The 14,719-nt window shown below is 47.0% G+C and carries 9 protein-coding genes; 3 read left to right on the forward strand and 6 right to left on the reverse strand.

What is annotated here, in order from left to right:
- Positions 1-41 precede the first annotated feature (41 nt).
- Positions 42-1,478: a T9SS type A sorting domain-containing protein gene (locus LZG72_RS20210; protein ID WP_233876496.1), complete on the forward strand. Its 1,437-nt coding sequence runs from the start codon at positions 42-44 to the stop codon at positions 1,476-1,478.
- A gap of 81 nt (positions 1,479-1,559) precedes the next feature.
- On the opposite strand, the gene LZG72_RS20215 is transcribed toward LZG72_RS20210, so the two are convergent.
- A complete protein-coding gene (locus LZG72_RS20215) occupies positions 1,560-2,204 on the reverse strand; it encodes a hypothetical protein (RefSeq protein ID WP_233876498.1) in 645 nt (214 codons plus the stop codon).
- Positions 2,205-2,463: 259 nt separating this feature from the next.
- Here LZG72_RS20215 and LZG72_RS20220 point away from each other — a divergent pair, with 259 nt between their 5' ends.
- On the forward strand, positions 2,464-4,239 hold the full coding sequence (locus LZG72_RS20220; RefSeq protein ID WP_233876500.1) for a serine hydrolase: 1,776 nt from the start codon (positions 2,464-2,466) through the stop codon (positions 4,237-4,239).
- 181 nt (positions 4,240-4,420) lie between these two features.
- A complete protein-coding gene (locus LZG72_RS20225; RefSeq protein ID WP_233876502.1) occupies positions 4,421-5,617 on the forward strand; it encodes a chromate transporter in 1,197 nt (398 codons plus the stop codon).
- A 19-nt stretch (positions 5,618-5,636) separates the two neighbouring features.
- On the opposite strand, the gene LZG72_RS20230 is transcribed toward LZG72_RS20225, so the two are convergent.
- The 5 genes from LZG72_RS20230 to LZG72_RS20250 all read right to left on the reverse strand — a co-directional run bounded on the left by LZG72_RS20230 (position 5,637) and on the right by LZG72_RS20250 (position 14,716).
- A complete protein-coding gene (locus LZG72_RS20230; protein WP_233876504.1) occupies positions 5,637-8,087 on the reverse strand; it encodes a TonB-dependent receptor domain-containing protein in 2,451 nt (816 codons plus the stop codon).
- A gap of 134 nt (positions 8,088-8,221) precedes the next feature.
- Positions 8,222-11,086, reverse strand: coding sequence for a tetratricopeptide repeat protein (locus tag LZG72_RS20235; RefSeq protein ID WP_233876506.1), 2,865 nt, complete (start codon positions 11,084-11,086; stop codon positions 8,222-8,224).
- 50 nt (positions 11,087-11,136) lie between these two features.
- Entirely contained in the window at positions 11,137-12,180 is a 1,044-nt protein-coding gene (locus tag LZG72_RS20240) for a hypothetical protein (RefSeq protein ID WP_233876508.1), read from the reverse strand.
- 20 nt (positions 12,181-12,200) lie between these two features.
- Entirely contained in the window at positions 12,201-13,409 is a 1,209-nt protein-coding gene (locus LZG72_RS20245) for an outer membrane beta-barrel protein (protein WP_233876510.1), read from the reverse strand.
- An 11-nt stretch (positions 13,410-13,420) separates the two neighbouring features.
- Positions 13,421-14,716 carry an OmpA family protein gene (locus LZG72_RS20250; protein ID WP_233876512.1) on the reverse strand — a complete coding sequence of 432 codons (1,296 nt, stop codon included), beginning with the start codon at positions 14,714-14,716 and terminating at the stop codon, positions 13,421-13,423.
- Between the last annotated feature and the right edge of the window lie 3 nt (positions 14,717-14,719).

Below are 14,719 nucleotides of genomic sequence, written 5' to 3' on the forward strand. Positions count from 1 at the left end.
ATAATCAGTAGTTGCCAGAAAAAATAATGCTGCTTAGAGCTATGACATTTCTAAAAAGTGCCGTTTTAGCCATTCTTTTATTAATCCATCCGGCAGTCTCTGCCCAACGCGAAGCCGATAATTGGTTTTTCGGACGCGGTGTAGGGGTTTCTTTTGCAACCGGCAAGCCGGTTCCGGTTTATGGCAATCCTATGCGCACTCCCGAGGGGACCACGGTCGCTTCTGATTCAAAGTCGGGGAAACTTTTCTTTTATACCGACGGGGTAACCGTGTGGACTGCCGATCACCAGATCATGGCAAATGGGAAAGAATTGTTGGGTAGTACAACTTCCACACAATCAGCTCTCGTTCTTCCGGTACCAGGCAGATCAGGTCAGTTTTACTTATTTACCACAAGATCTTACCCCGACCAAAACGGAGGACTTCATTATTCCGTGGTTGACATGGCTCTCTCAGAAGGGAAAGGTGCCGTGGTGGCTAGCCACAAAAATCGATTGCTGGAAAAATTTGGCTCCGAAAAATTGACAGCAGTCCCACATGCCAATAAAAGGGACTTTTGGCTAATCTCTCACCGATGGGATAGCGATGTATTTCTTGTTTATTTAATTTCCCCGGCGGGTGTTGCCGCTGCCCGTGAAACAAAGATCGGCACTGTACATAGGAAAGTACCTCCCGAAACCATGGGTTTTGGCGAATCTATCGGAAGCATTAAGGCCTCACCCAATGGTCGCATGCTAGGAGTGGCAGTTTATGGGAGAGACCGGCCTTTTGAGTTGTACGATTTCGACAGCAAAACCGGAACCATTTCGAATTACCGGAGTCTGGGCAATTTTTCCAATCAATATAGCTTGTCTTTTTCACCAGATAACTCGAAATTATTTTTGGCCTTGATAGATGACGAAGGATGCTACCAATTCGATCTCTTTCATCTTGGCCTCCCCCCTTTGCCAATTGTATCCCCAGATATGTTAAACAACAATCCCACATATGTGGGTGGCTCCATGCAATTGGGCCCGGATGGAAAGTTATATATGGCCTCTCTGGACCGAGTTGGACTGCTCGTCATTGATCATCCGAATGAGATCATATCAAAAAATAGTCTGCATGAAGTTCGTTTCGATTTGAAAGATGGAAGGATTTATGAAGGGCTTCCTAATTTTTTGCAATCCACTTTTAACACATCGCCACTTGAACCCTATGTGCCAAACATTACAAATTGCGGTGAAGATCTGCTCGTTTATCCCAGCCCGGTAGTCAACAACAAGTTCACGGTTCAAATGGACAGCTCCAATTGGCGAGCGCAATGTCAATTGCTGAAATTCAAAGTATTTTTCCTTTCAGGCATTGAACTGCTCTCCACCGAATATCAGATCAACGAAACCTTTGACGTCGATACCACATCATGGCCTGCGGGGTTATATTTACTACTTTTTGAATATGAAAAAAAAAGGGTCGTTAAGAAGTTGGTCAAAATATGAAACTAAGGTATCCGTAGACCCATCTGACCGGGCCGCCTGATGTTTATGATAGAGGGCTATCCTTATTTAACCTGCCTGGTTCTATCTTTTTCTGATTCGGGCAACAATCCAGGCTAACCATAAAACAGAGAATATATAGTATGTTGAGGTAATAGAATGGGCTATTTTACCATTCTGGCTCAACGATTGGAACGTTAAAAAGATGATTATTCCGGTTGCAGTCAGCAAAAAATACAGCATCCACTTTTGCTCAAAAATCGAGGGTCTGCGCACTAGAGCGGCACTGGTTTGAACCTTGTAGGCCAGCATCTTCTCTTCCAGTTTGGTACAAAAACCATCTAGTAACTGTGCATTACAAAAATTACTATTCGCGACAAAGTTAATCAGCGGCTGGTCCTGCATTTTTAGGGTTAAAGAGACGCCGTTGCCGTATTCAATTTTGTAATATTCCAGATTTTGAAACTCTACCTTACTTTCACTCCCGTCGAATTTAAAAATTGCTTCTTCGTCACTGAGTAGTGCTTCTGCAATTTTTTTATAGTTATTTCTGGCGAGAAATATAATCAGTATTCCAGTTGCCAGACCAATGACGGCATTAAGGTTTATACCAAATAACAAGCCAAGATCAGGGAGTAAGAGTGCAATTACGATCGCCAAAATAAGAGAGCCAGTTGCAATCGCAATCAGTAAGCCGGTTTTAGTATACTCAAATCTGTATTCTTTCATAATCTAATTGCAAAAAATTTCACACCTCCGTAAAGAAAAGTCTCTCAGAGATGTAAACCAACAACTACATGTAGCATTTCCCGCCACCTGCCTTATAGAGTAAAATAATAAATGTGCCTGCTTCATTATTGAACCCGTATCCTCTATCAAAAATTAAGAGACAATGGCCTCCATTTCAGTTCTGCTCAGATTCGTGTTAATTATTTTGGCAATAGTTTTTCCAGCCCGGCTGAGAGCACAAACAAAAGAGCCGGAGACAATGAAAGAGCTGCAGATAGCCCTCCGGAAAGTCCTGAAAGAAACCGGAACGCCCGCAGTTGGCCTGGCAATGGTTCAGGGTGACAGCGTACTCTTGGTCACCGGAATGGGTAAAGCGGACCTGGGAAAAAATAGGGATGCCGATGAAAATACGATGTTCCGGATTGGTTCTGTATCTAAAATGTTTGCTTCTCTGGCTATTTTAAAATTGCAGGAAGAAGGCCGTGTAAGTCTTAAAGATAAAGTGCGCGATCTGGCTCCTGATGTTGCATTCGTTAACCCATGGGAAGACGACGCTCCCGTCCGGGTGGAACATCTGCTGGAACACACCACGGGCTGGGACGATCTTCATCTGGCGGATTATGCCTTGAACGACCCTGAACTATCACTGAAACAGGGTCTTGACTATCACCCTCACTCGCGGACCTCCCGCTGGATGCCGGGGACGCGCATGTCTTATTCTAATTCAGGACCGCCGGTGGCTGCCTACATTATCGAAAAGATCACAGGCCAGACTTTTGAGCATTACATCCAGGAGCATTTTTTCAGCCCGATGGGAATGGAAACAATGACTTACTTCGCAACGGATTTGTATAAGCGGTCGGGTGCAACACTGTACCTGGAAAACAAGCCGCAAAAGTATTGGAATATCAGCGTCCGTCCGTCCGGATCGATCAATGCTTCTGCAAAAGACATGGCCAGGATGCTCGGGTTCTTCATTCAAAGGGGCCGTGTAGACAGCCTGAGGATCCTAAGTGAAAAGTCTCTTGAACGCATGGAAATGTCGGCAACCACGATCGGTGCCAAGCAAGGCCTGGAATACGGATACGGGTTGTCCAATTATTCCTCGCCATATAAAAGCTATGTTTACCGGTCACACGGTGGGGGTGTAAACGGCGGGTTAACCGATTTTTCTTATCTGCCCGACCATCGGGCAGGCTATGCGATCATGATCAATTCGGGTGACGGAAATGCCCTCTACCGCATTCAACAGCTGGTGCGCAGTTTTCAAACACACCATCTGAAATCAGACAAGACAATTCGTTCGGACAGCTCCGCATTTGTCCCCGACACGGATATAAATGGTTATTATACGCTGATCAACCCCAGGATTCAGGCAGGCGATTATCTGGACCGGATCATTAACGTGCAGCACATTTGGGGAAAAGGAAAATTTATTTTCAGCTCAAACGTCTTCGGCAGAGGGGTAGAAACCTATCAGGCCATCACCGATCACCAATTTATCTCCAACCAAACCGGAAAAATCAGCATGGTGAAAGCGTATGATCCGGTTGCAGGCGATGTACTGCAGGCAGATACACAGGTACTCAAGCGTGTGTCACCTGTCGTGGCATTTGGCCGGCTCATTCTGCTAGGTTTGTGGACTTGCTATCTGATCGGCTCTGTAATCTTCGGAATTATCCGGCTAGCTCGTTATCGAATGGGCAAAGCTGGCAGATTAACGCACCAGACTATTGGTTTGTGGCCGGTCATAGCCAGCCTTCTTTTCATCTGTGCGTCAATAATGGCCTCTATCGGCGGAAAAGATCCGTTTGAACTCCTGGGGAAAATCAGCTTTGTGTCTGTTTCCATCATGGCCCTGACGATTGGTTTTGCACTTGCTACGGCCTGGTCTGTCATTCGCATTGCATTAGAACGCAAAACCATGCTGAGCAGGAATATCTACATTCACATTGGCATTTTAACCGCACTGCATCTGGTTGTTGCCTGCTATCTACTATGGCATGGAGTAATTGGTATTCAGACCTGGAATTGATCGTCTGAGCTTTATGGAGCACAAATGTGCCTGATTAGTGATAGATTATTATACCGCGCAGAACCCAGCAGTTTTCGAAAAAATTTACCCAAAAAGTAATCCCTGTACAAATCCGTCATTTTCATTCTATCATTTAGGTGTTGTTGCTGCTAGTATTGCAGCCTAATCACCAGACAGCAACATGAATAATGAAAACAGCAGAATAAATGATCGGCTGCCTTCATACACTTTATCTGATCTCACCAGGTACTTTCTAAAACTTGGCACCATGGGTTTTGGGGGCCCCGTGGCGCTCATTGGCTATATGCACCGGGAATTGGTGGAAGACAAAAAGTGGATCAGCGAAGATGAATATCGTGAAGGACTGGCACTCGCCCAACTTGCGCCCGGACCGCTAGCCGCCCAGCTGGGCATTTACCTGGGCTATGTGCACTACGGCATTGGGGGGGCGACGCTCACCGGGCTTGCATTTGTGCTACCGTCCTTTGTAATGGTTGTTTTGCTGGGAATGGCTTACAAGCTTTATGGCGGGCTTCCCTGGATGCAGTCCGTGTTTTACGGTGTAGGCTCTGCGGTGATTGGGATTATCACCCTGAGTTGTTATAAGCTGACCACCAAATCAATCAGTAAAATTGAGCCGGAAGCAATTAAAGGCAAATGGCTGCTGTGGCTCTTCTTTTTGGCGATGGCAATCGTTACCGCTATCACGCAAAGAGAGGAAGTTTGGCTTTTTATCCTTCTTGGATTTATTTATATGGTGGTAAAAGCGCCGCTAAAATGGCTGCAAAGACGAGATACCTCCTTATCAGTGATACTTTTAGCCGGTACGGGTTTCTGGCAATATGAGCCCGGCAAGCTTGTCCAACTCGGACTTTTTTTCAGCGAGGCAGGGGCATTCGTATTCGGGAGCGGGCTGGCGATCATCCCTTTTTTACAGGCCGGGGTAGTTAATGAAATGGGGTGGCTCAACGAGCAGCAGTTCCTGGATTCTGTTGCAGTCGCTATGATCACTCCCGGGCCGGTCGTCATCACAGTCGGATTTATCGGGTTTCTGGTTTCCGGGTTTGCCGGGGCTGCCGTAGCTGCATTGGGCGTTTTTCTTCCGTGCTTTGTTTTCACAGTCCTGCCTGCGCCTTACTTTAAGAAGATCTCAAAAAATACCAGTATCAAAGCGTTTGTGGATGGGATTACAGCAGCCGTCGTGGGTGCGCTGGTCGGTTCAGTATTCGTGATCGCTACCCGCTCGATTGTCGATACTGCTTCTGCATTGATTGCCATAACCACCATACTGTCAATGGTTTATATCAAGAAATTGCAAGAACCTTACATCATCCTGGCAGCCGCCATTGTTGGCTTTTGCATCAAAACTCTCCTATGAATACTTTATTCCCTCAAAACTAAAACTCCCTCTCTCCAAACTCGCTGGCTGGCAGCCTGGCCTTTTTCGAGGTTTGGTTGAGATTATAGCTCACATTTAAAAGGAAGATATCAGTCTCTTGAATGTAGTTGGTCGTCGTGAAAAAGTCTTTTCCGAAGGTGGTGATCCGCTGCTTGTTTGAACCAATGAGCCCGAGATCAACATTTTGCCATTGAAGTGTGGCGGCCAATTTTCCTTTCAGAAAGGTTTTTCTGGCTGAAAGGTGGGGGGTGACAAAACGCGAATCTTCTCCCTGGGCAGTAACCCGCTTTGACAAATAGTTCAGTGATGCCTGCAGCTGAAAAGTCGGGGCAAATTTGAATGTCGTGTTGGCATTGATCGCGTAAATCCAGCTGGATGTGTTCACATGGACTTCATTATTGAATAACGCACCTCTGATTTTGTAGTGATATACATTTCCCCCGGCATAAAACTGCCACCATTTTGCAATGTTCAATGTACTGCCCGCTTCAAGCCCCCAGGAGGTTGCAAGACCCGCATTCGTATAAATGCGGTTTAAAATCGTGTCGTTATACACACTGTTGACCCGGTTCACAACATTCTTAATACGCTGATTATAGACGGTCGCAAAAACGCTGCCTTCTTTGAAATCCTTGACGATCCCCAGCTCTGAAAGGTCAATAAACTCGGGAAGGATATCGGGATCGCCTGATTCAAGCGTTTCTGAATGTTCGCGTTCGGGAAACGGGTTAAGCTCACTGTTTGTCGCCCGCTGCACACGCTTGCTGTAACCACCGCGGGCGCGCAGTGTTTTGGTAAACTGGTACTGTAAATTAAGTGAAGGAAAAAGATTAGATAAATCAAGGTTCCGGGTATCCTGTCTGCCGGCCGTGAATGCGCGGGTAGAATATTCGTAACGCAAACCGGCAATGTATTCCAGTTTGGCCTGCTTTGCCGCATATTGCCCGTAAACAGAATGGACTTGATTGGTCACTTTGGTATTGCTGCTGAACTCTGGGATTATATTAAAGAACCCGGTTTCCAGGTTTAAATCAAGGTATTGGAAAGTCCCCTTCTGGACCTGATTGCGGTACTGATAACCTGTTTCTAGCTTTCCGGAGCCGACGTTAATGCTATAATCCGCTTTCAACCGGAATGCATTTAATGGGTTTTCACTCGGGTTCCGGCTATTTTGCAGAACCACATTGCGGGAAGGCTCTGTAAGATTGATATTCGTTGTAAGCCCATCCATTCCTGCGTTCTCGACCAGTCCGGAAATAGCCAGCGCCGATTTGTTACCGAACGTGTGTGTATAATCCAGGTTCCCCAATGTGATCCTGCCCGACTTTCGTGCCACATTTGAATTGAAATAAGTTATACGGCCTACGACACTCCCTGTGGCCAGGTCAGTTTTCGTATTGTTGTAAACAATGTCGGCACGGCGGGACTGGGAACGGTATCCGGTGTAAAATCCCGCCGAAAACGTGTCACTGGAACGAGGTGTAAAGGAAACAGAGCCGCGTGCGGTGTTGTTGTAGCGGATAAAACTCCGCTCGCCATCGGATGGAAACGAGGTGAAAACGTTATTAATGGTCGTATTTACATCTCCGCTACGCTGGCCTGCAATATCATTGCGCAAGTAGTTACCACTCAGGCTAAGGTCCCATTTTTCGGAACGAATATTAAGTGTAGCATCTCCGCCGAAACGCAACGGATTGTGCAGGTTATCATAACGGTAAATTGCTGGCAAGCCTCCCTGAACATTGGCCGCAAAAGACCTGGTTCCGGCCAGCGCCGCTTTTGTGGTAATGTTGATAATGCCCGATTTTCCGTCCGGATCAAACCGCGCCGAAGGCGAGGTGATCACTTCGACATTTTCGATCGTGTTGGCTGGTATCTGGTTCAGGATCGTTGCTGCGTCGGTTTGCACGGGCCTGCCATTGATCAAAACCAGAAATCCCGATGAACCGCGCAGGGTAATGTCGCCTTCGCTGCTAACCGTTACTGACGGTGTGTTTTTCAAAACATCAGTAGCGGTGCCACCCTGGCTGCTTAAAAACGTATCTGCCCGGTAAACCTGCCGGTCGACTTTATTTTCCAGTGTTTGGCGCTGACCCGAAACATTCAATTCCTGCAAAGTCCTGGGATCGGCATCCATTGCAATCAGCCCCATTTCCATCAGATTTTGGCCGGAAAAATCGGGTATTGATGCCTTCGCCTTGTTATAACCGATGTATTGCGTTTGCAGGTAATATGAGCCAAACGCTACATTTTCAAACTTAAAAGCACCTTTTTCAGACGTTAGCAATCCGGTAACCAAAGTAGAATCCAGGCTTTTGAAAAGTGCAACAGAACAGTAGGCCAATGGTTGCTTGGTTTGTCTGTCTGCAACACTGCCGGTGATGGTTTGCGCCTGAACATAGATGACGGAAGTCAGTAAAATCAGTAAGGTAAACGTAAAAACTTTCATAGTGAGCTAAATGCATTTTCTGCTTTTTTTAGCAGACTGGCAAATATAACTCTACAACGGTTATAGACTTTGTACATCCGCGCCGATTTCTGGAAAGTTCATGGCGTTTTAGGTGTTGACACTGCGTGCAGCATTCACTTAATCACATTCTGATTGACTAAATCCTTGAATGCCGCAGTACTTGCGAAGGATTTGTCAACACTATCCAGAAGCTTGTCCCGCCGGATGTAGCTTTTTGTAATCAACCCGGTCTGAAATGACTTCTCGAACCACTTCAAGGCCTCCTCGTTTTTACGCTGCAAAATATATGCGCAGCCAATTGCATAATATGACAGACCTTTGAGCCGGTCTTTGTTACCAACCGCTAAAAGAAATTTCAAGCTTTGGTTTGCTTCCTTTTGGTGCAGGAATGCAACTCCCAGATTATAATTCCCCTCCGGAGTCTGCGTTGCTGAATCCAATGCAAATGCGCTCAGATAATCAGCCGCTGCATTCTTGTATTGGGCCATTGCAATGAAGCAATCGGCCCTGCGCGCGGTTGATCTGGCCAGCTCATACTTGTTGTCCTGGTCGTTTTCAATGGCAGCGGAAAAGGCACGACCAGCTTCTTCGTAGGCTTCATCACTGTATAATGCGTTGCCCAGTGCGAAATATTTCAATGAGTTGGTGGCATCGAGTGCAGTGGATTTTTTGTAGTCAGAAATCGCGCGGCGAAGGTTTTTAGTACTTTCATACGCTTTACCCCTATTGTAATATGCATCAGAAAACGTTGCGTTAAGGCTGATCGCGCGATCGAATTCCTCAATACTTTTCTCTGGTTGCTCAGTAAAAAAATAGGAAGAACCCAAATTATTGTAAACACTCGCAAGCTGCTGGGAAGTAAGCGACTGCCCTATTTTCTTTTCGTTTGCTTTAATATTTTCATAAGAAACAATGGCCCGGTCATAAGCTTTCAATGCAAAACCCGCATCGCCCTCACCTTTCACTGCCAGGTAATTGGAAGGCTGTATCTGGACTACTTTATGAAAGTCTTTCTCGGCCTTTTCGTATCTACCCATATAAAACCAGAGATAAGCCCGGTCAAGATATGCTTCACCATAATCCGGCAAATGCAGAATTGCCATGTCATAAGATTCCATGGCCGCAAGCGTGTCACTCACTTTTTCCAGGCTCCGCCCCTTGTGGTACCAGGACTGTGAGTGATTAGGCAAAATATGGATCACTTCATCAAACCCGGTGATTGCGGGGCCATAATTCTTTTCGCTAAATCGCCCGAACGCGATGTGGAAATACTGTAATGCAATGGATGTGATCTCTTTGTTTTGCTCTTCGGTGATGCCCAGTTGTCTTACTCTGGCAAAATCCTTTCCTGCGATCTCCGGGCGGCTGAGCTTGATCTGACACAAACCACGCTGGTAATAGGCCTCATTATACGACTGATTTTTATCAATGGCACTTGTCAGGTCTATTACTGCTGCTGAGTAATTTTCTTGCTGAATGTGGTATAATGCGCGGTTAAAATAAGTTTGCGCACTGGCTGGGTTTAGCTCGATTGCCTTGGAGTAATCTTCCAATGCACCGGTCTTATTGTTGGTCAGCGTTCTTAACCTGGCACGTCTGGTCAGAATGTCAACTGCCGCGTGGTCGATATTCAGATAGCTGGTCAGATCAGCGGCGGCTTTGGGATAATCCTTTTTGGAAGTGTACAACTCGGAACGTGCCCGCAATGCGGCCAGGTTGGCAAAATCCAGTTCGATCGCCTGTGTGAAATCTTTTAATGCACGGTCGTGATCATTGGTAACCGCATAGGCCAGGCCTCTGCCCAGGTAATGGTCCGAATTATTCTTTTCCTTTTTCAGGATACGGGAGTAATCCTTGATCACTTCGGCATATTTACCCAGATTGTATTTTTCATCCAGCTCGGTTTTCAGGCTGGATTTCTGGTTGAGTGTCTTGATAGTCTCACCCAGCGTGGTCGAGTCAGGTTTTAATTCGTAAGCCTTCTTGAAATATCCGATTGCTTCGGTATAGCTCCTTGTTTTCTGAGCAATGTTCGCTTTTGCCAGATATTCCCTCAACAGCTCCACCTGGGTCTGCTTTTCCCTTTCAAATGCTCTCTTAACCTGATAAATCTTCCTTCTAGGCAGCAGATCATCGAAATCGTTCCGTTTTTCGGCTTCGGTATACGCTTCCAGTGCCTTGTCGTAATCTTTGGCTGCAAAGGCATTGTCACCGTTAGTAAGCCAGTTGTTGTATTCTTCCAGCGCTCTTTTTTCAGTCTCGCGCTCTTTCTGCCTGGCAAGGTCGGCCGGATTTATTTCCTGGCTTTCCCGGCTGCTATCTGTCAAAACGGGCACGGCACTTAACACGACATCATTGAATGTATTCTGCACGGAATCCGCCTGCGTGGCAAAACCCAGGCTGGTTATGAATGTCAGCCATTTCTTCCCCTTCTTTTCCGCCCTCACCTCCGCAACCCTGGCCGTTTCCTTATAAGGGGTTTTGATCTGGGAATGCGTCCCCCCGAACCGCGACTGAAAATAAACTTTCACATAATAGTAATCCGACTTTTTGAGCTTTGAAACCTTAAATTCTGAAAATGAGACGGTCCTGTCTATGCTTTTTGGATAAAACAATTCAAAATCGGCCAGATACCGCTCTACGGTCACATCTGCGCCCGTTTGCTTCGAAGTATGCTCCGGGTTTACGTCATTTTCGACGATCACTTTTTCGTTGAAGAATATTTTGTTGGGCGAGCTGCCGTAACTATCCGCTCTCAGCGCCTTTCTTTCAAAATCACCCAGATCTTCAAATGCGATCGTATTGAGCAAATCCCCTAACCCTTTTTCTACTTTCCGCTGCGCCAGAAGCTGGATTTCCTGCTGGTCGCGGATGCTTAGCGTATCCTGCGCAAAACCAGTTTCAGAGGCAATAAGCGTACTTACAATCAGTAGTGAAATACCGGCATAAAAGCGCATTCTAATGTGGTTTGCTTTCATTATTAATCCCAATTAAATTCCTGCTTACAGCTTCATTCGTAAAAAACCACCTACTTTTTCCCAAAACCGGCCATTCCAATACCAACCCTGGCTCCGACCATGTGGAAAGGATCCGTCACGGATTCAAACGTGCTCTGCATCAGCTGATAATGCAGTTCTCCTTCCACCACTACCCGCGAGATCTTTTTGGTAAAGCCTAACCCGATGCCAAAAGAAGGACAGGCGGCCGACAATTGGTCTTTGGTTTCCTCCCCGTCTTCAAAAATCAATGTCTTGGCTTTCAAAAAATTGCCTTTTCCCTGTGCGACCACGTAAAGCGATTCTTTGAAAAAGTATTTAATACCTATCCCCGCATTCGGTCCGGCGAGGGTCATTTCCTGCTTGTAAAGCAGCTCCTCCCCTGCCAGATAGTTTTTCTGAACCGATGCCTGGCTGTAACCTAATGCGAGGAAAACAGCAATGGATTTTCCGAGCTGGTAATTGCCCCTCACGCTCCCGCCCAGCCATGTCATTAACCCCGCACCCTCCTCCTTATCGGTCCATATCTTCGAACCCAGCAGATAATTCCCGTCAACGCCCGCCGTAACAGAAAGTTTCGCAAGCGCACCCGGCTTTACGGATGCAAAATCTTCCACCTGTCCATTGCCATATTCAATTCTCGTCAGATTTTTACGTGCTACTTCATAGCTCGGCCCGGATTCCTGGCGTGTGTATTCGATCTTATCCTTGGTGACCTTTGTTATTTTGCCCGTGATCATTGTTTTGTTTGCAAGAAAGATCCGGTCTGGCTTCACGGCTGACTCTTTGGTTTCGGTTGGCTCTTTTGCTGTTGCTGCCGTTGCAGGCGTGGGCGCATTGATCAGCTCCGTTTCTCCGGTTTCGTAAACGATCTTCCAAACCAGTTTCCGGGAAATGCGCAGGGCAGTATGCTTTGCAGTGTCTTTGGGTAAAAAGTAAATGATCTCCGTATCGCCAATTTCGTCCACAACAGCCTGAATGCTCGTTTTATCAAGTTTATAGATCTGATCGGAGGAAGTTTGCGCGCGAACTGAAACGGCAAACAGGGTCAAAAGTAAAAGTATAAAGCAACGCATAGGTTCTAAATTGACAGGTTCTAAAATTTGAGAAACAGAGATACGCTTAGTCCATTATTTTTAACTTTCAAACCCTTCATCACTTCGGCCAGACCATGCTCGTACCGGAATTCAAGCAAGGGCCTGTCCCCGGAATAGAACGCCAGCATCACAAGGGCACCGTAGTCAAATTTGTGATCGATCAGGTCCTGGGTCAGATCGTCGGCCTCATACTCGCCATCCGCTTCCTTAAACTCAGAGACGTGCTTGATCCGGTAGGCGTAGTAGCCCCCTACTCCAATCGCCGGGTTCAACTTGCTTCCGCCTGCTTTCAGGATGAGGGGCAGCAGGTTTGCCTGTCCGTAGGTGATTTTTGTCCGGCTTGTGATCTCGGGCTGCTGATCTGATGATGTTTCCCGGGAGCCTTTGTTGGCATAAACCAGTTCCAGGCGGGCATTGTAATGTTTGGTGCTGGCCAGACTAAATCCCAATCCTGCTTCCCAATTGTAAAAAGGCTTCTTCGGCCACGCTACTTTACCCGTATAGAATGATGTCATCGAACCGCCGACACGGATACCTACGTAACCTTTGTGCTCTTGCCGAGGTTCTTTACCTGAATTCTCAGGCGCAGGTTCGTGCTGTATTTTGATGATGATCTCATTGGGTCTGGCTGCTGCGGGCTCGCTCGTCGGCGCGGGCTGCGCGGTTGGGACAGCGACCGGTTTTTGTGGCGTGACAAGCGCCGGTTCTTGCTTTTCGGAAACAGCTGCCGCAGCTGCTTTCGTCTCCGCCTGAACCGGCGTGGCCTCCGGCTCCTGCGCGTAACTATGCTCGATTCCATTTACATAAACGATCTTTTCGACCTGCGTCAATGGGAGCTGTTTTTGCTCATTGGTTGCAAGAGAAAACCTGACTACCTCTGCTGTCACTTCCTGAATGCTCACCTGGAAGCTCTCGCCGTTTTTCAGGAAAAGCTTGTCATTTACCGTTTTTAGCGGGCCCGGCAAATTAAAAATTTCGGTTTCGCCATTTACATAAACTACTTTCCAGACTTCCCCACGCGCTATCTTGATCTTCTTTTGATCCTTATCTCCCGGCAAAAAGTATAGTAATTCCTCCGTCGATACTTCGTCAATAACGGCTGCGATCTTCGACCGGTCCACCCGGTAAATGGTATCCGACTGGCTAGTTTGCGCAACGCAAAACAGTGAGGTGAAAAGTAATAAAATGGCCAGGTATAGGTTTCGCATATCCATTCGGTTTAAGGTTTGTTCCACAGCTGTATCTCCACTCTGCGGTTCTTTTCTTTATTGGCCTCACTGTCATTCGGCGCCACAGGAAATGCATCACCCTTTCCTGTATACGTTACCCGACTTACGTCCGCACCACGTTGTTCGAGGAAATGGTAGGCCAGCCGAGCGCGGTATTCGGAGAGTGTCAGATTGAGTTTGCTGTTACCCACATTGTCGGTATGGCCGATCATATTCAGGTACCCCGAAGGATTTTGGCTGAGCCAGCTGGCCAGCGAATCCAGTACGATTTTGCTCTTTTCACGTAGTTTGTAATCACTTTTGTCAAAATAGATTGTCCGAGGGGTGCTCTCGATCGCAGTTACCGGCAGCTCCGGAATCCGTGCCGGTTTCTCTGCAATTCGTGCCGACTGAATATTGACCGCATAAAGATTCATCCCACTTGAAGCTGCCAACGATTTTGAATGCAGTATTGCGCCCTCCTTGGTTTTCACAACCAGCTGGTAGTTTCCCACCGCAGGAATTTCCGATGAAAAGTGTATCCCATCCGTTGAAATCATGGAAACCGGCCTATTTCCCGAGAGCTGGCATTCTACCTTTTGGTCACCACCCTTGACGGTCAACGAGAGCATAGAGAACTGGGCACTCAGCCTGATCTGGTATTTGCTTTTTTTGTTGTCCAGCCGATCCATGATCAGGTTTCCGAAATAATCCTGATACCCTTTTGCCTTTACCTCGATGGCCACAATGTCTGTACTGGTAAAATCCACTTCATACCCCGGTTGCTCGCCGGAAAGCTGCTGACAGTCCTTTTTGCCTGATTTGGTATAGAACAAACACAATTCAGCCTGCACTTTTTTGCCCGTCAGCGCGTCGGTCACCTCGAACAACCTGGTGGCCCGCTGTACTGAATTCGTAAGTCCATTAGATAGTGAAACAAACTGCTGCTGCTCCTGAAAATACGGCTGGTCGCTCGCTTGTTTGTCAATCGGCACCAATTTAACAGGAACCTGAAATCCATTACTTTCAGCCTGCCCGATCAGATTGACCGGCAAAATCTGGGGGCGGTACCCTTTTGCTTCCAGACTAATGCCTTCTGCACCACATCCGAGCGATGCCTGGAATTGCCCCATGGCGGAAGTTCGTGAAAGTGGTTGAAGTTTCCCCTTCATTTTTTGATTGATCAAAACGCCTGCGACTGGTTTACCTGTATAAGCATCTCTTACATCTCCATAAATGTTCACGCATTGCGCCCCGACCATAAAGGACACGCACAGCCCGATTGCGCAAAAAATAAACCGCCGCATTTT

It is taken from the genome of Dyadobacter sp. CY323, assembly GCF_021390245.1.
Lineage (GTDB): Bacteria > Bacteroidota > Bacteroidia > Cytophagales > Spirosomataceae > Dyadobacter.